Source organism: Micromonospora sp. CA-259024 (genome assembly GCF_050936255.1).
Lineage (GTDB): Bacteria > Actinomycetota > Actinomycetes > Mycobacteriales > Micromonosporaceae > Micromonospora.
This window is the reverse complement of sequence record NZ_JBNJND010000002.1, coordinates 155990-172172: the sequence shown is the minus strand read 5'-3', so window position 1 is coordinate 172172 and position 16183 is coordinate 155990. Positions and strand designations below refer to the sequence as shown.

The 16183-nt window shown below is 68.4% G+C and carries 14 protein-coding genes; 4 read left to right on the top strand and 10 right to left on the bottom strand.

Annotated features, from left to right (window positions below; all coding sequences use genetic code 11):
• Positions 1-200: 200 nt before the first annotated feature.
• Positions 201-1781, top strand: coding sequence for a hypothetical protein (locus tag ACQEUX_RS20055; RefSeq protein WP_433050473.1), 1581 nt, complete (start codon positions 201-203; stop codon positions 1779-1781).
• A 62-nt stretch (positions 1782-1843) separates the two neighbouring features.
• Here ACQEUX_RS20055 and ACQEUX_RS20050 read toward each other — a convergent pair whose 3' ends face one another.
• The 9 genes from ACQEUX_RS20050 to ACQEUX_RS20010 all read right to left on the bottom strand — a co-directional run bounded on the left by ACQEUX_RS20050 (position 1844) and on the right by ACQEUX_RS20010 (position 9747).
• On the bottom strand, positions 1844-3202 hold the full coding sequence (locus ACQEUX_RS20050) for a serine hydrolase domain-containing protein (protein WP_433050470.1): 1359 nt from the start codon (positions 3200-3202) through the stop codon (positions 1844-1846).
• The gene (locus tag ACQEUX_RS20045) at positions 3199-4122 is read right to left on the bottom strand and encodes an aKG-HExxH-type peptide beta-hydroxylase (protein ID WP_433050467.1); all 924 of its coding nucleotides are present in this window, start codon (positions 4120-4122) and stop codon (positions 3199-3201) included. The genes ACQEUX_RS20050 and ACQEUX_RS20045 overlap by 4 nt, the downstream gene beginning before the upstream one ends.
• A gap of 102 nt (positions 4123-4224) precedes the next feature.
• Positions 4225-4389, bottom strand: a complete 165-nt coding sequence (locus ACQEUX_RS20040; protein ID WP_433050464.1) for a hypothetical protein — start codon at positions 4387-4389, stop codon at positions 4225-4227.
• 110 nt (positions 4390-4499) lie between these two features.
• Positions 4500-5390, bottom strand: a complete 891-nt coding sequence (locus ACQEUX_RS20035; protein WP_433050461.1) for a protein kinase domain-containing protein — start codon at positions 5388-5390, stop codon at positions 4500-4502.
• An 11-nt stretch (positions 5391-5401) separates the two neighbouring features.
• Complete coding sequence (locus ACQEUX_RS20030) at positions 5402-6037, bottom strand: hypothetical protein (protein ID WP_433050458.1); 636 nt, start codon at positions 6035-6037, stop codon at positions 5402-5404.
• Between the two features lie 9 nt (positions 6038-6046).
• Positions 6047-6775, bottom strand: coding sequence for a hypothetical protein (locus ACQEUX_RS20025; protein ID WP_433050455.1), 729 nt, complete (start codon positions 6773-6775; stop codon positions 6047-6049).
• Positions 6772-7395 carry a hypothetical protein gene (locus ACQEUX_RS20020; protein ID WP_433050452.1) on the bottom strand — a complete coding sequence of 208 codons (624 nt, stop codon included), beginning with the start codon at positions 7393-7395 and terminating at the stop codon, positions 6772-6774. Before ACQEUX_RS20020 ends, ACQEUX_RS20025 begins: the two co-directional genes overlap by 4 nt.
• Positions 7371-9275 carry a radical SAM protein gene (locus ACQEUX_RS20015; RefSeq protein WP_433050449.1) on the bottom strand — a complete coding sequence of 635 codons (1905 nt, stop codon included), beginning with the start codon at positions 9273-9275 and terminating at the stop codon, positions 7371-7373. Before ACQEUX_RS20015 ends, ACQEUX_RS20020 begins: the two co-directional genes overlap by 25 nt.
• 37 nt (positions 9276-9312) lie before the next feature.
• Complete coding sequence (locus ACQEUX_RS20010; RefSeq protein WP_433050446.1) at positions 9313-9747, bottom strand: NUDIX hydrolase; 435 nt, start codon at positions 9745-9747, stop codon at positions 9313-9315.
• A 536-nt stretch (positions 9748-10283) separates the two neighbouring features.
• On the opposite strand from ACQEUX_RS20010, the gene ACQEUX_RS20005 reads away from it, so the two are divergent.
• On the top strand, positions 10284-11663 hold the full coding sequence (locus ACQEUX_RS20005) for a helix-turn-helix domain-containing protein (RefSeq protein ID WP_433050443.1): 1380 nt from the start codon (positions 10284-10286) through the stop codon (positions 11661-11663).
• A gap of 5 nt (positions 11664-11668) precedes the next feature.
• Here ACQEUX_RS20005 and ACQEUX_RS20000 read toward each other — a convergent pair whose 3' ends face one another.
• A complete protein-coding gene (locus ACQEUX_RS20000; protein ID WP_433056982.1) occupies positions 11669-12823 on the bottom strand; it encodes an alpha/beta hydrolase family protein in 1155 nt (384 codons plus the stop codon).
• 934 nt (positions 12824-13757) lie between these two features.
• Here ACQEUX_RS20000 and ACQEUX_RS19995 point away from each other — a divergent pair.
• Both ACQEUX_RS19995 and ACQEUX_RS19990 read left to right on the top strand, forming a co-directional pair.
• Positions 13758-15164: an APC family permease gene (locus ACQEUX_RS19995; protein ID WP_433050440.1), complete on the top strand. Its 1407-nt coding sequence runs from the start codon at positions 13758-13760 to the stop codon at positions 15162-15164.
• Entirely contained in the window at positions 15161-16174 is a 1014-nt protein-coding gene (locus ACQEUX_RS19990) for an acetamidase/formamidase family protein (protein ID WP_433050437.1), read from the top strand. The genes ACQEUX_RS19995 and ACQEUX_RS19990 overlap by 4 nt, the downstream gene beginning before the upstream one ends.
• Positions 16175-16183 lie beyond the last annotated feature (9 nt).

Below are 16183 nucleotides of genomic sequence, written 5' to 3'. Positions count from 1 at the left end.
TGTACTCCAAGGTGACGAAGGGGCATTTGTAGAGGTCAGATGGAACCGGTGTAGCGGCGCCGCGAGGGTGGGTGGATTTGTCTGCGCCGGGGTTCACCCGCCGGCCCGATGTCGCCATGCGCGTCTGACTCCACCTGCGTCCAGGCGAAGACGAGTGTCGCTGCTTGCGGATCAGCTCGTGGCCGTCGAAGGTCGAGAGCGTGCAGAAATGGGATCCGCTGAAGGAACACCAACTACTGTTGTTGCGGCGGATCGGTGACGGGGACGACCTGAGTGGCCCCGACGGGGTTGACCAGCGTCTCTCGGCCCGGGCGTTGCAGGCCCGTCGGCTCGTTGACGTCAGCCGCCGAGGCGGCGTGTGGCGGGCCCAGATCACCGACGCCGGCCGCTTCTACCTCGACAACGGCATCCACCCCGACCACCCGGACCGCCTCTCGGCCGGGAGGGCGGCACCCCGCCAGCGCGCCCGGACCACCGTCACCGCCACGCAAGGTAAACCAGCCCCGACCCAGCCGCGAGCCGGCGAGACGACCACGGCGGCCGGCTCGACGCGGTCCACAACCGCCGCGACGATCGAACAGGCCAGGCAACTCGTCGAACGCCTTCAAGCCGAGGACGGGACTTTGCGAGTCGACAGCCCCGACATTGAGGAACGCGCCCGGTATCGGCGGGTCATCCACGCCGCCAAGCAGCACGGCCTCGTACCCGCCGGGTTCCACCTCAAGCACACCGGCCGCGCCGCCGGAGACCTCATCATCCGCCTGTCCAACGACGACGACCCGGACGAGACGGACTGGAACCGGATCCGACTCAACACCCGCCGCGTTACCACCGACCCTGACCTCGTGTTTGCCGTCTTGGCAACGAATCCCGCCGGGCTGGAAGTCACGAAAGCATCCGTCCCCCGGGCGCTGGACCTGATCCGCGGCCTCGCAGCCGAAGCCCGACGACGAGGTCATCGGGTCGGGGTGAACACCAAAACCAAGACCCCGTCGGTCTACCTTCAAGTCGACAAGACCCGTCGCAAGGTCAGGCTGATCGAGGAGTACGACGACATCCCCCACGTCCCCACCGAGGATGAGGCCCGACAGTTGCGGCGTAACCGGTGGATGGTGCTTCCCAAGACCGACCGGGTCGCCTCCGGCCGGCTGCGAATGGAGATCGCCCGCACCGGCTGGGATAAGAAGGACACCTGGACCGACGAAAAGCGCACCACCCTGGATAAACGCCTTCCCCGCATCATCCGGGACGTCGAAGCCGGCATCGCCGCCGACGAGGAAGCGAAACTGGCCGCCCAGCGAGCCCATGACGAATACGTCGCCGAGCAAGAAAGGAAGCGGGCGGAAGAGCGTCGCCGCTGGCAGGCCGCCATCGACGAGGCCCGCCCTCAGGCCGCAGAGCTCCTGCGTAAGAAGGCGTTCCGGCGGGCCTACGATTCCTGGATCTCCGCCAACGAGATCCGCGCCTTCTGTGACGCCCTCGGACAGGCCGCGCCCGAAGAACCGGCCGAGTCGGAGAACCGCAACCGTTGGATTGAGTGGGCGCGAGACGTCGCCGACCGTCTCGACCCCACTCAAGGAGATCGAGCTCTTGCCGGGATCGGCTTCGACATCGAACCCAAGCCCGGCGACCTACGGCCTTTTATCGGCGACTGGAGCCCACACGAGCCCCACCGCGAATACCGCTCCGAGCGCGACCAGCAGGCCATCGACAACGCCCGACTCCAGGCGGACACCTGGCATCACGGCATGCGTGGACGAGCCACCTGGTGGCGAAAATAGTCACAACCTGTAACCGCAGTTCGACCCATCCCCAGCTGGGCGTTGTGGTGGGTGGCCGTGGGTCAGTCGGACCGTCGTTGATAGTGCAGGCCCGGTGCGCGGTCGAGATCAAGAACGAAGCCGTTCGGCGTCGACATAACCTCATTCGCCGTCGAAGAGGTGTCGAGTGTGAGCGTGTAGCCGTCCGCGGCGTACGTGGACCCGGTGCAGGTGAGACGGTCGAATGTTCCCCGACGCCACAAGTACAGCGAGCCCGCACTGCGGGTCAGGCGTACGGCGCCAGGAACCTCGTCGCAGACAAAGGTTCCGAGCGACGTGTGAGCCGGTTCGGTGTCGGCGCTGCCCGTGGAGGTGGTGGTCTTGGGCGCAGGAAGGCTTGCCAACGCGCGAGACAGCAGTTCGCCCGGATCAGCGCCGGATTCAAGGGTGGGGTCGGCGAGGGCCGCGGCGAGCACCTGGTCGGCGGCGATTCCGGCGTGGTTTGACAGGCAGATAGCGCGGAGCCCTGAGTTGGTGAGGTGGGCGGCGGCGGAGAACCCCTGTTCGTGGCCGTAGTGGAAGACGGCGGTGCGGCCGGGGCGCGGATCGGCGTACAGCCCAGCGCCGTATTTGAACGGCGCGTGATCGCTGGGCTGGTAGCTGAGGTGCTGTTCGAACGGGAGCGCGTCGTCGACCGAGAGGTGCCATTCGTGCCAGAGGTGGGCGAGCCAGCGGTCCAGGTCCGCGGCGGCGCACCACAGGGAGCCGGGGCCGGGCAGAGTGACCGGGCGCTGCTGGTGCTGCCATCCGCCGGCGACGGCCTGGTAGCTGGCGGCGGCACCGGGGATCACCTCACGTGGATCGGTCTTGAAGCGGGCCGAGGCCATGCCGAGCGGGATGAAGACCTGCTGGCTGGCGATCTCGTGAAGTCCGGCGCCGTATGCGTGCGTGAGCGCTTCAGCGAGGAGGAGGTAACCGGTGTTGCTGTAGAGGAAGCGGCTCGGCTCGACGGCGCGGTGCTGCTGACGGTAGGCGAGTTGCAGCAGGTCGTCGGCGGTGTAGTGGTCGAGTTCGCGGAAGCCGGCCAGGGACAGCAGGGACTCGGCGTCCCGGATGCCGCCGCGGTGCTGCATGAGGTCGCCGACGGTGACGTCGGGGATGTGGAAGCGGGGCAGGATGTCGTCGACGGGCCGGTCCAGGGTGAGAAGGCCGTCGCGGGCGGCGCGGATGCACAGGTACGCGGTGATCTGTTTGGCGACGGAGCCGATGTTGAAGGCGGTGTTCTCCCCGATGGGCGCGGCGAGTTCGAGACTGGCCAAGCCAGTGTGCGCCTGCGCCGTCGGATGGCCGGCCTGGCCGACGCGCAGGATGACGCCGGGCTCGCCCAGCCGGACCGCGAGGGCGGTCTCGGTAGCGGGGACCGAGGTGTCGGTGGAGTTCACAGGCTGAGGGCTTCGCGGTGGACAGAGCGCAGGCGTTCCCGCAAGGTGGGGTCGGTGATCAGGGCGAGTGCGCGGTCGTGGTCGGCGGCGGTGGTGGCAAGCAGTCCGCGCTGCTGGTCCAAGTAGGCGGTCAGGAATCGGTACAGGTCGCCGCTTGTTTCGGGCAGGACACGAGCGGTGTAGATCATGGTGAGGGGGAAGGCGAAGCAGGCGTGCAGGAAGCCGAAGGCGGGCCTGCTCGTCTCCTTCCAGGGGGAGTAGAACCTGACTTCGTCACTGATCTCGCAGGCGGTGGCGCCAAGGGCGTCATTGAGCCAGTTGTGGCCCGCCTCGTGAATCAGGTCGCGAGCCAGGACGACGGGCTCGTTGATGTGGTCGCAGTAGATGGTGCCGGGCAGCCGGCTGAGGGTCCAGCTGTCGAGGGTGTCGCCGAGCTTCTTGTGGCGCAGCAGGCAGACGACGACTGCGTGGCCGGCGAGAAGATCGGCGAAGCCGGTCTTCTCGCCGTTGGCGTATGCGGCGGCGGCCAGTTCCCGTAGGTCCGGCGGGGCGGCGGTGGTGTCCGAGTTCAGTACGTAGTAGGGGGTATCGGAGATCGTCGAGCGGGGCAGGCGGTCCAGTTCGGGGGCGAGGACTATGCGCGGACCGACGGCGGTGGGGGTCGATAGCGCTGAGGCGTTCGCGTCCGGGTGGGTGCCGTACCAGTTGAAGGTGGCGGTCTCGCGGGAGCGGGCGGCGGCCTCGGCACCTTCGAGGACGTGGTGGGCCAGGCAGTAGTCGAAGGCGTCCGACCCCGAAAAGTCGGGGATGTTGGCGGTCGGCTGGACGGCGGGCTTGAGAACGGCGCGAATCCGGCGAGTGCGGTCGCGGTGGTGGGCCTGGATGGGGGCGAACGAGAAGGAGATGGTGGGCGCGTCCACGGGGTGGGTCCTTCCGACAGGCTGGGCCTGGGGCCGGCCCCGTGAGGGTCCGGCCCCAGGAGGTACTCACTGACGGCGGGCCGTCGGTGTGATGCGGGGCGTTCAGGCGTCGGTGCCCTCGGGTGCCGCGGTGCTCGCCGGGGCCTCAGCGGTCGGCCAGCCCTCGGCGGAGACGCTGGAGGTGTGGCGGGTGCTGCGGACGGTTTCGTCGTCGCCGCGAAGGTCGTCCACGGCGGCGAGGAAGTCGCTGATCCGGTCGTTGTCCATGAGTGCGCTCGTCCTTTCCAAATGGGGGTGTGGGTCCTGCGCCTTCTGGAGCCGATTCCTGTGGCGGTGAGCGGGCGGTGGGCACCGCGTCTCCTTCCGGTTGATGTGGGTCAGCTGCTGCGTTGGGCCGGCGTGGCGGCGGGGGTGACCGCCTGGCGCAGGGCGTCGCGCAGCTCTCTCATGGCGGGCCGGTCCTCGGGTGCTGGGGCGAGCGCCGCGGTGATGATCGGGCGGAGTCCGGCGGGCGCGATGTGCAGTCGGGAGGGGCCGTGGCGGGGGATGTCGGCGCACAGGTAGCGGTAGGTCAGGACTCCGAGGCTGAAGGTGTCCGCCGCTGGGGTGGCGCGGTCGTAGGAGGTGGCGTACTCCGGGGGCCAGTGCACCTCCGGGGCCCGAGCGGTGGGGCCGCGCGGGGTTTCTGTGCGGCGCGCGGCGCCAAGGTCCGTGATCATTCCGTGGCCGTCGTGAATGAGGACGTTCTCCTGGTAAACGTCGCGGTGCACGATCCCGCGTTCGTGCAAGGTGCTCAGGCCCTCGGCGACGTCGGCCAAGATGCTTAGCCCGGCCGTCGCGTCGTCTCGGCTGAGGTTGGTGGCGAGGCGGGGCCGGAAGTTGCCTCCGCGGCAGTGGGGCATGGTGTACCAGTCGAACCGATCGGTGCTGCCCTGCTCCAGCAGGGGCACGACCTGCTCGGCGCCTTGGGCGGCGTGGGTGACGGCGATCTCGTGGCGGAAGTCCTCACGGCGCAAGGCCCTCTCGGCCTCGGTCATCTCCGCGTACCAGTAGAAGCCGTAGGCGGCCTTGCGGGTGGCCCCGTCGAGCTCGGCCAGGACGTGGTTGCTGCCGAAGCCGGCCTTGAGAACCACCGGAGGCGTCCCGTTGCGGCTGGCGAGCACCAGGGTGCTGGCGCGGGTGAAACAGAGGAGGTCGTGGACGCGCCAGCCGGCGTCACGAAGCTGGTCAAGGACCCAGGCGGCGGGGTGCATCGGGTGCAGGTGCATGGGCTGCCTCCTCATGGTCGCGCCGCATCCGGTGCGGTGTGGCGTAGCCGCTCCAGGCAGGCGGCGGCCAGCCGGTCGAGGTCGGGCTTGGTTGTGCACGGGTGGCGCAGCACGGGCAGGCCGGTTGCCTCGGTCCACGCGTTGACTGCCTGCTCGTACAGATCGGCATACCGAGCGGCGATCGGGCGGTCCTCCCCGAAGCGACGCGTTGTGGGCCGCTCGGACAGCCGGGCATGGCACAGCTCGGGCTCGGTGGTGAGCAGGACGATCAGGTCCGCCCGCGCGGACGTGACCTCGGCGAGCTGCTGAACGTAGTGGGCAACAGGACGGTCGTGCAGCAGGGCGATCAGGCAGGCGGTCGACAAGGTGAGCCGGTCGGCGATGACCGGGCCGAGGGACAGCGCGGGGGCGAGGTTATGGCGGGCATGGAGTTCCAGGTCGCGGCGGACCGCGGCCACCGCCCGCACGCCGTCTGCTGCCGGCCGGCCGGCCCGCAGGCTGACGATGGAGCGGGTCGCTTCCAGCGACAGCCAGGAGAATTGGCCGATGTGCCCGAGGCGGATGTTCTCGCAGGCGGCGTTGGCCAGGATCCGGTCGCGTAGCGTGCTCTTCCCGGCTCCGGCGATTCCTTCCAAGGCCAGCAGCATGCCTCGCTCCTAGTTCTTCTCGGCGATCAGCCAGCTGATGAACTTCGCGACGCGGCCGAGAGAGACCGGTTTGGTGCCGTGGGTGAGCTGGGAGCCATAGAGCAGGGCGGTGCCGGGGGCGGGGCTCACGCTCCATCGGGTTCGGGGCATGGCCGCATACCAGTCAGCGGAGTGGTCGGCTCCGTCGTGGGCCAGCCACATACCGCCCGCGTATCCCTGTTCCTGGGCGTCGTGCTCCAGCCGGGTGTTCCACAGGCGGTCGCTGGACGTGCTTTCGACGTAGAACGCGCCGCCGGCCTCGGCCTCACGGATCACGACACTGATGCCGGCGATCTGTCGCGGCCAAGCGAACTGGTCGGGGGCAATGCCGTCGAGGTGGCCGGTGATGTGCTGGCCGGGGCCGTACTCGACGTAGGTCCAGGGCCGACAAGCGGTGATCGACGGCATGACGCGGGACAGAGCGGGGCGGGCGCGGTCGAAGGCGTGCTGAAGCAGTGCCTCGGCTCTGTCCGGGATCCTTGGGACCTCGATCCGTCCGGCCGGCTCGTAGACGGCCATCGCCTGCTCCTTGGAGCGACCGGGAATCTCATGGATGGAGGTGGCCCGCCTCGCGCCGAAGCGGAGCCGGGCCTCATCGCTGAGGAAGTCGTTCATCATGGCTGCGAGCTGGTCCCGCTCCTCGGTGTCGACGAATCCCTCGACGCTGCCGACCGCGACGGTCTCGGCGATGTGAATCACGAGTCGGTCCTCCTCGTCTCGAGCACTCGGCGGACGTCGTCCAGGCCGGTGCAGTGATTGAGCCAACTGGCCACAGGGTGGTGAGGGTTGGCGGTCGGATTGGCCCACAGGGCCAGCAGCTCGCCGGTCAACGGCAGCTCCTCCGCGCCGGGCAGCGGCTCCCACACCGTCAACTGGTCCAACGCCGGGCACCAAGCGACGTGCTGTGTGGCGAAGGCCCGCCCCAGCCGTGCCGCCGCCGCGAGCCGGCAGGAGCGCAGGAGCGTTTCGGCAGGCTCAGCCCGCTGGTAGCTGCGGTGCTCGGTCTGCGCCCATCCAGCCCCGACCGCTGCGGCTGCGACCACAACGCGGCAGGTGGCACAGCACGCGCCGTTAACCATCGGGCACGGATGATCATGGGTGGGGAGGGTGGCGGCGACCTCAACGAGAGCCGCCCAGGCGGAGTCAGTCAACAACTCGCTGACGGTTTTGCGGCCCGAGTCCGGGCCATGGTTGCAGCACACCGGACCGGGCCGGCGCGAGGCGCTGGGAAGGAGTGCGGGCTCGATGAACAGGGCGTGGAAGTACACGATCCGCCCCAGCAACTGATGGATCGTCAGCGAGGCCGTGACGCTACCCATACCGCCTCCTCGCTGGTCGAAGCAGTGCTCTGAGGCGCTGGGCAATAGCAGCCGTCCTCGGTGGGCCGCTCGCCGCGTAGCGCGTCGGTGACGGCGCGGGTGGCCGCGTCAACGGCGTCGAAGTACGCCGGCCAGCCGTGCCTGGTGCCCCGACGCAGCACCAAGTCGAGCACGGGGCTCGCACGTCCGGTGGTCTCGCACCTCAGCTCCGCCCGTCCGACGGCCACCTGCACTGCGGCGGGTAGGTCGGTGGTCACTGCGGTGATCGCGCGGCATAGGGCGGCAGCAACTCGCGCGTACTCGGTTCGGTCACGCGGAAGGATGCCGATCCGGCGCTCGGCGGGCGGCAGATCAAGTCCTGGATAGAGATGTCCCTGGCAGCTGTCGTACGTGATCAGGCGCCAGTCCTGGGTGACGGCGTCGACCAGGGAGCGAACGCCGGGCTCGATCGCCTCTCGCCACTGGGGGTGGGCCGGGTCGAGGTCATCGGCCTCGTGCACGCCGGGCAGGCCGACGGTGTTGATGTTGCCGTGCGAGCTGGTGCGTAGCCGTACAGGTGGGCGGTTCGCCTCGGGGTGGTCCCAGTGGGCGAGGAAGGAGGCGACGTCGCGCATGCTGTTCGGCGTACGAGGGTGCGAGCGCACCTTGCGGCACCAGGCCCCTTCCGGGTGGGCGGGCTGGGCGAGGAGTGCGGCGATGCCGTCGATCATCCGCATCCGGTAGTCGCAGTAGGCGTCCTGGTCACCGGCCTGGTCCTGACGCCAACGGGTGGCCACACAGCCGCCGCCGCAGCTGGACCGGTATGCGCAGGTGGTGCACCGCTCCATGAGTGCCTTGCCCTGGTTCAGCAGCGGCAGCCGCCGCTGAGCCGCGACGACCGCCTTCTGCCCGGAAGGCTGGTCCAAGAGGGTGAGCTGGGCCTGTGGCCAGGGCAGTTCGTCACAACTGCCGAGCCGTCCGTCCGGATAGACCGTGAAGACGTGGTCGCACTTCAGGTTGGAGAAGTGACAGAAGCCGGTATCCAGCCCGCGCAACCGTCGGATGGTGGATACGGACGGTTCTAGCTTCAGCCGGGCGAAGTGGCCAGCGCCGATCCAGCGAACGGTGGCGGCGAGTACAAATTCGGCGTACTGGTCCGGGGTGGTCGCCCACCCGGGCCCTTGCGAGCCGCGCAGAGCCGCGCGCTGAAGGATCCGGCTTGCGGGAACGCGCTGCCCCTGGGCAGCGGTAGGGCCTTGAACGGAGGAATCGAAGCAGGGTACGAAGCTGACGGCGTTGACCGCCTCGAAGCCGGCGAGGTGGTCCAGGACGGCCTCGGCACGGCCGAGCACGGTCGGAGTGACCGCGGCGATCACGCCCACCTTCCGGCCGCGCCCAGCCAGCAGCCGCAGGGCGGTGGCCACGCGGGGGTAGACCGGCTGGCCGTCGTATCCAACCCGCCAGGCGTTGCCCGCCGCGTCCCCGTCGAGGGAGATGCCGATCTGGAGGCGCGGGTACAGGGCGTCAAACAGATCCAGCCACTGCTCATCGAGCAACATGCCGTTGGTTTGCATCGATACCCGCACGACGCTGCGCTGGGATGCCAGTTCGCGCAGGACCTCGGCGACATGGTCGCGTCCGGCCGTCAGCGGCTCGCCGCCATGCAGTTCCACGGCGAGCGGACGCCCCGAGAAGAGCTCGGTGAGACGACGCACTTGACTCGCGTCGATCCGGGCTCCCCCCGGGACCTCCTTGCGTTTCTCGTAGCAGTACAGGCAGTCGATGTCGCAGGTTTCACCCCGTAGCTTCAAGATCACCGATACGGCACTGTCGGCGTCTTCGACGTCGAGGCCGCGGTACAGATGGGCCATCGGGTCGTGCTGATCGGTGGTGCCATACATCGGCTGCCTCCCAGGGGTGGCCGTGACCGGGCGGGGATCAGTCGTACAGGCGTCCCAGCAGGGCGCCCTGGCCGGACTGGAGGATGTGGGCGGCCTCCAGCGGAATCCAGAAGCATTCGAAGTGCGTTGGTTCTTGCTCCCCGTCGTGGTCCTCCTGGCTCATCCACCGCTCCGACGTCGGCTCGGTCAGTTCCAGGTGGAAGACGTGGCGGCGCTGGAGCTCGAACCGGTACGGGCTGATGTCGTACTCGGTCTCGCCGAGCTTCCGCACGACTTTGAAGTCCTTCAGGCCGGTCTCCTCGCCGGCCTCGCGCAGCGCCGCCGCCTCCGGCGTCTCGCCGGCGCGGATGCTGCCGGCCGGAACCTGGATGCCGACTTCCTCGTAGCTGTAATCGGTGTGCCGGAAGACCAGCAGTTGACCGTCACGTACGACGTAGCAGAGAACCTTTTCCTTGGTGACCCGCTCCGGCATGGGAGAACCTCTCTTCATTCGTTGACTTCAGAAGCTCGTAGGCCCACAGGTATTAACGGAACTGCACGCGCTGCTGAGCAGCGCCCGCCGACCCGCTAGGCAAACGACCTTGAGTCTAGGTTTGGTTACCGAACGTCATGAAGAGCCAAGTGACCCATGAGGAGGGGCGTTGCACTGGGCTCATCGCCTGATGCCCGAGCTGCGGGCTCTGTCCCAATCCCAGCACCCGTCACGACCACGGAGGATGGCCTCGTCTCGTGCTCCATTACCACCTCCGAGGGTTCCTCAAGATCCGAAGCGGATTGACGAGTGGTCGGCACCCCGTCCTCCACACCCTCACCCTTCGAGCCGCAGTCGTGAACACCGAGCATGCGGACGGAGTGGTTGTCCGCATGGCGCTCGCCCCATGAGCGGGTTCGGATCGACACCATTTCGTCGTTCCTGGTTGCGCCGCGCTGAACGCTGAGTGACCCTAGGTGCGCGATGTCCACGCTGCTCAATGCCATCCGGAAGTGGGCGGCCTGAAAGGCGGTGTCATGGGCCAGACTCCGCGGGCGCTTCAACCGTCCATGTCTGAGCGCCACTTCTTCGGTGCCGAGCTACGTCGGTTACGGGAGCACGCCGGTTTCTCGCAGGCGCGGCTGGGTGCCATGATCCGATTCAGTGCCGACCTGGTGCGTCGAGTCGAGACGGCGGACCGGTTCCCCTCGCGGGAGTTCGTCGAGGCATGCGACAAGGCGTTGACGACCGGTGGTGCCTTGATGCGCCTGCTACCGCTGCTCGAGAAGAATCGGGTCAACGCGGCCAAGCTAGCGACGGCGCCGACGGGCACCATCACCCTGCTCTCCACTCAGCCGGCGGAGAACTCGGGGTTGGCCGACATGGTCGTCCGGGTTCCGTTCCAGCCAGGTGTCCTCGATCGCGCCGCTCTGGACTGGCTGAGCGCTGCCGCCGGCCCCCGACTGTCTGCGGCCGGGCGACCCGGCTCACCTGATCAGGTTCGCGAGGAGGACCTCAGCTCCGCTGAGACCGCTCTGGCGATGTTCCGGCAGCTGGACCACACCCACGGTGCCGGACGAGTCCATGCCCAGGTGCAGCGGTATGTCGAAGGGGAACTGAACCGCCTGCTGGCGAATAGCCCCGCCTCGGAAGCGATCGGTCGGCGCCTGTACAGGCTGGCGGCGGGCTTCTTCGAACTGTGCGGGTATCAGGCAGTCGACACCGGAGCCCACGGTCTCGCTCAGCGCCGCTACTTGCGCGCTCTGCGGCTGACGCAGGCCGCCGACGACTGCCTCTACGGCAGCTACCTGCTCGCCGTGAACATCGGCCACCTGGCGCTGCACTGCGGCCATCCCGAGCCGGCGCTGCGGATGGCGCTCACGGCGGTGAGGGGTAGTGAGAATCAGGCAACGCCCGCCGTGGAAGCCGCGCTACACGCCGTGGTGGCGCGGACGTACGCCCGCCTCGGACGCGAAAGCGACTGCATGGTCCACCTCGACATCGCAGAGAGGCGACTGAATCGCAGCAGCAGGACCGAGGACGAGCCGCTGTGGATCCAGTACTTCGATCCGGCCTATCTCGCCGACGAGCTTGCCCACTGTTTCCATGATCTAGGCCGACCGCAGCAGACCCAACGGCACCTGGGCGATGCCCTTGCCGCGCTGAGTCCCACACATGTCCGCCGACTGGCCATCGACACCGCGCTCCTGGCCTCATCGTTGGCTGCCGCTGGCCGAATCGACGAAGCCTGCGCCGCCGGCCGAGTGGCGGTGGATCACGCCGCGCGGACCACCTCGCACCGCTGCTTGGAGCGCATCGTTGAGGTGCAAGCCGATCTTGAGCCCTACCGGTGTGAGCCGGAGGTCCGTGAGTTCGGCGAGTACGTGCGTTCTCAGCTACCGCTGGCTGCGGTGTAGTCCCCTTAACCGGCAGCGGCAGCCGCCATCACGGAACGGTAGTGCGCGAGTTCCGCTTCCAGCGCCGTGCCCGCCTGGGAGGAGGTCGCCACGTAGTGGCCGACGTCGGGAAGAAGCAGCAATTCGTGGGGCACGCCGTGGGCCGTCAGTTGATCGGCGAGTTCCCGCACATCCTCGACCACCGCCACGTCATCGGCGGTGCCGTGGACGAGCAGCACCGGCCGCTGAACGGTTGCGGCATTGACCCGCCCGGCACCGCCTCGCAGCCGTCTGGCGTGCGCGCGCTGGAAGCGGGGCACGGTTTCCGCCCAACGGTCGGGATCCACGATCGCTGACACGGCCGTGGCGGCAGCGAACGGACCGCTCTGCGCCACCGCGTGCAGGGCTGTGTATCCGCCGGCGCTGGCTCCGCGAATGAAGACTTGACCCGGTACGGCTCGTCCTGTTGCGAGCAGGTGGTCCGCCACCGCCGCGCAGTCATCAACGTCGTCGAGGCCCCACCGGCCGTACAGCGACTCCCGGAAGACCCGGCCGTACCCGGTGCTGCCGAGATAGTCGACGTCCACGACGGCGAACCCCCGACTGGTGAAGAACTGCGCCTGCCAGTCCAAGCGCAGGAGGCACGAGGCGGTAGGCCCAGGATGGGCCCTCAGGATCACCGGTGCCCGCCAGTCCGCCGCCGAGGCCGTCGGCGGATACACCAGGGCAATTACCTCTCGATCACCCGCGACATGAACCCGCAGTTCCGTCGGCGTCGACACTTGCGCCCCGTCGAGTTTGGCGTGCTCCGACCGGGCAAGCACCTCCACCCGAGGGTCGCCGGCCGTGAGGTGCACGAGCGCGACCTGTGGGGCCGCGGTCGGCGACGACCCGATCAATGCCACCGTGGTTCCCTGAACGGCCAGATAGGGCTTGATGGACGTATATGGAAGGTCGATCGGGCGAACAGTGCCGTCAGGGTCGATGACGACGAGGCGGTGCCGCGGCCCGTGCTGCACCGCCACGACGATCCGGCCGTCGTCAAGGAAGTCGTACGACGCGTAGCCCAGCTCCCACGGCTCGGCCGCGCACTCACCCGCGATCGGTGCCACCAGTTTCACCTGGTGACCGTCCCACCGGTAGAGGTTCCACCAGCCGCTGCGGTCGGACACAAAGTACAACGCCCCGTCGGGACCCCACCTCGGCTCCACCGCTGACTCGTCGGAACCGCCGGCGATCCTCACCGGGCGCTCGGGGTGACCATACGGCGAGTAGAAGGCGACCCACACCTCGCACGCATCCCAGGGCATGTCGCGCTCGCTCCAAGCGGTCCAGGCCAACGAACCCGGGCCTGGCCGAGGTGCGCCGAGAAATCCCCGGGAGACGGCGAGAGTCCGCATCTGTGGAGCACCTGTGAGCGCCACCGCGATGAGGTCGTCACCATGCTCTGACTCCCGCACAGCCAGTAACTCGCCGTCGCCGATCGTCAGGTCGCCGAAGGATCCCGCACAGACCAACTCGAGTTCATCGTCGTGAAGACGGCTCCGGTAAAGGCCGTCTCCGCCAACGCACCACAACGTCCCGTCAACGACAGCGAACGTCCCGCCTCCGTACGCGTGAACGCCGCTGGTGACGTCGAAGCCCACCGGGCTGACGTCTCGCACACCCTCGCCGGGTCGCCAACATGTCACCGTTGCGACCCCGCCGGCTTCGGGGCGGGTCTCCAACCAGTACAGCGCGCCATCCCCGGAACGCAGCTGGTCGTAGCTCACGGAGGCGCGAACCGCGTCCTCCGTCGAGACCTCAGCGATCCTGTCCGCCAGCCTCACGGCTCCTCCTCGAACAACCGCCGGTGCCGGCGCGAGTGCTCCCCAGACACGGCCGACTCTACGCGCAAGCACTTCACCTCTGCCGCTAGACGGTACGGCTCGAACTGTCGCCGGGCCGCTCAAGTTCGGGAGCAACAAACTCGATGCGGACAACATCCTTTGTCCGCATTTCCGGTATCGACCGCGCCATTCGAATCGAGCGACCATTCGGAGCGTGAAGCAATTCACACGCGGCCCAACATTGGATGTTTCGCTGCGGCCGACACGAACTCTTCGGAAGGGTGCAATGCAGCTACAAGATGAATTGACGCGCTACGGCTACCGCCAGGAGTTAGCCCGGAGGCTTCGGTTCCGGGACCTGGTCGCGTACGGGCTGGTGTACATGGTGCCGATCGCGCCGATGGCGATCTTCGGCAGCGTCTATGCCGGCTCCGGTGGGATGGTGGCTCTCGCATACGCCATCGGCGTGGTGGCGTTGGTCTTTACCGCGTTCTCCTACGCGCAGATGGTCAAGGCGTTCCCGATGTCGGGCAGTGTCTACAACTACGCGGGCCGGGGCATCAGCGCGCCGGTCGGCTTCCTCGCTGGCTGGGTGATCCTCCTCGACTACGTGCTGGTTCCGGGACTGCTCTACCTGGTGGCATCGGTAGCGATGCACGCCACGGTGCCTGCGGCGCCTGTGTGGCTTTGGCTGCTGGGGTTCGTCGCGGTCAACACGATCGTCAACTCGGTCGGCATCCGGATGACCGCTGTGGTGACCCGGGTGATGCTGATCGGTGAACTGATCGTCCTGGCGATCTTCCTGGCCGTCGCCGGCTGGGCCCTCGCGACCGGGAAGGGCCGGTTCAGCTGGGAGGCGTTCTACAACGCCGACACCTTCACGTGGTCCCTCGTCGCGGGGGCGGTGTCGATCGCGGTGCTGTCCTTCCTCGGCTTCGACGGCATCAGCATGCTGGCCGAGGAGACCAAGGGCGGCTCCAGGCAAATCGGCCGCGCGATGGCCGCCGTCCTCATCCTGGCCGGCGTGCTGTTCATCGCCCAGACGTGGCTGGCCGCGATGCTCGTCCCGGAGCCGGCCTCGCTGCTCAGTGACGGGGATCCGAACGGCACCGCCTTCTACGACGCTGCGCAGGTGGCTGGCGGAGGCTGGCTGGCGACGTTGTGCGCGGTAGCAACCGCGATCGCGTGGGGCCTGCCGAACTCGATGGTTGCGCAGGTCGCCACGTCCCGGCTGTTGTACGCGATGGCCCGCGACCGGCAACTGCCCGCGTTCCTGGCGAAGGTGTCGATCCGCCGCAACGTGCCGATCAACGCCACCCTGCTCACCGGCGCCGTGTCGCTCGCCCTCGGCCTCTACATGGCCACCCGCGCCGACGGGATCACCCTTCTGTCGTCGCTGATCAACTTCGGGGCTATGGTCGCCTTCCTCGTGCTGCACGTATCCGTGGTCGTGCACCACCTCATCCGCCAGCGCAGTGGCAACTGGTGGGCGCACCTGGTCATGCCCGGGATCGGGTTCGCGATCCTCGCCTACGTGGTGGTCAACGCCAATATCGCCGCGCAGCGCCTCGGTCTGGCCTGGCTCGCCCTCGGCATGGTCGTTCTCGCCGGCCTGTACCTGGCCGGCCGCCGGCCCGCGCTGTCGGGTTTGGCGCCCGCGCAGCCGCAGGCCCGTCACGTGGAACGGGTGTGACCGGCATGGACACGATCACTTACCGTCCGGCTCGCGATGAGTTGGCCTACACCTTCGGTGGCCGGATGCCGGTGGCCCACGTCCGCTCCGGCGACGTGCTGCGGGTGTTCACGGAGGACTGCTTCGGCGGTCTCGTGCGCGGGCCGGCGGATTTGCCGTCGCGGGTGTGCCGGATGCCGTACCTGAACCCGGTGTCGGGGCCGTTCTTCGTCGAGGACGCTGAGCCCGGCGACACCCTCGCGATCCACCTCGCTGCCATCGAGCCCGCCCGGGACTGGGGAGTCTCGTCGACGTTCCCGCACTTCGGAGCACTTACCTCGACCTCGCACACCGCTACGCTGCAGCCGCCGCTTGAGGAGCGGGTGTGGGTGTACGACATCGACCGGCAGGCCGGGACGATCCGCTTCCACGCCACGGGCAGCGACCATAGCGTCGACCTGCCCCTGGACCCGATGATCGGCACGATCGGCGTCGCGCCGGGCGGCTTCGAGGCCCGCTCCACGATCGTCCCCGACGCCCATGGTGGGAACCTTGACACCCCCGAACTGCGCGCCGGGAGCACCCTCTACCTGGGGGTGAACGTGCATGGGGCGATGCTCGCCCTGGGCGACGGGCACGCCCGCCAAGGCGAGGGCGAAGCCTGTGGGGTCGGGGTGGAGATCGCCACGACCACCACGCTGATCATCGAGGTCATCAGAGGAACCGCGACGGTGTGGCCCCGAGTGGAGACCGATCGGGAAATCATGTCGATCGGCTGTGCCAGGCCCTTGGAGGACGCCTACCGGATCGCCCACCGCGACCTGATCGGCTGGACGAGCACGCTCACCGGCCTGGATGAGCTCGACGCCTACCAGCTCGTCTCGCAGGCCGGCAGGGCGCCGATCGGCAACGTGTGCGACCCGAACTACACCGTCCTCGCCGCCGCCGACAAGACGCTGCTACCGGCCCCGACCGCCGCCTACGGCGGGATGCACGCCCGGCTGCGGCAGCACGCGGCCGGACTGCGATAGGGGCCGGCG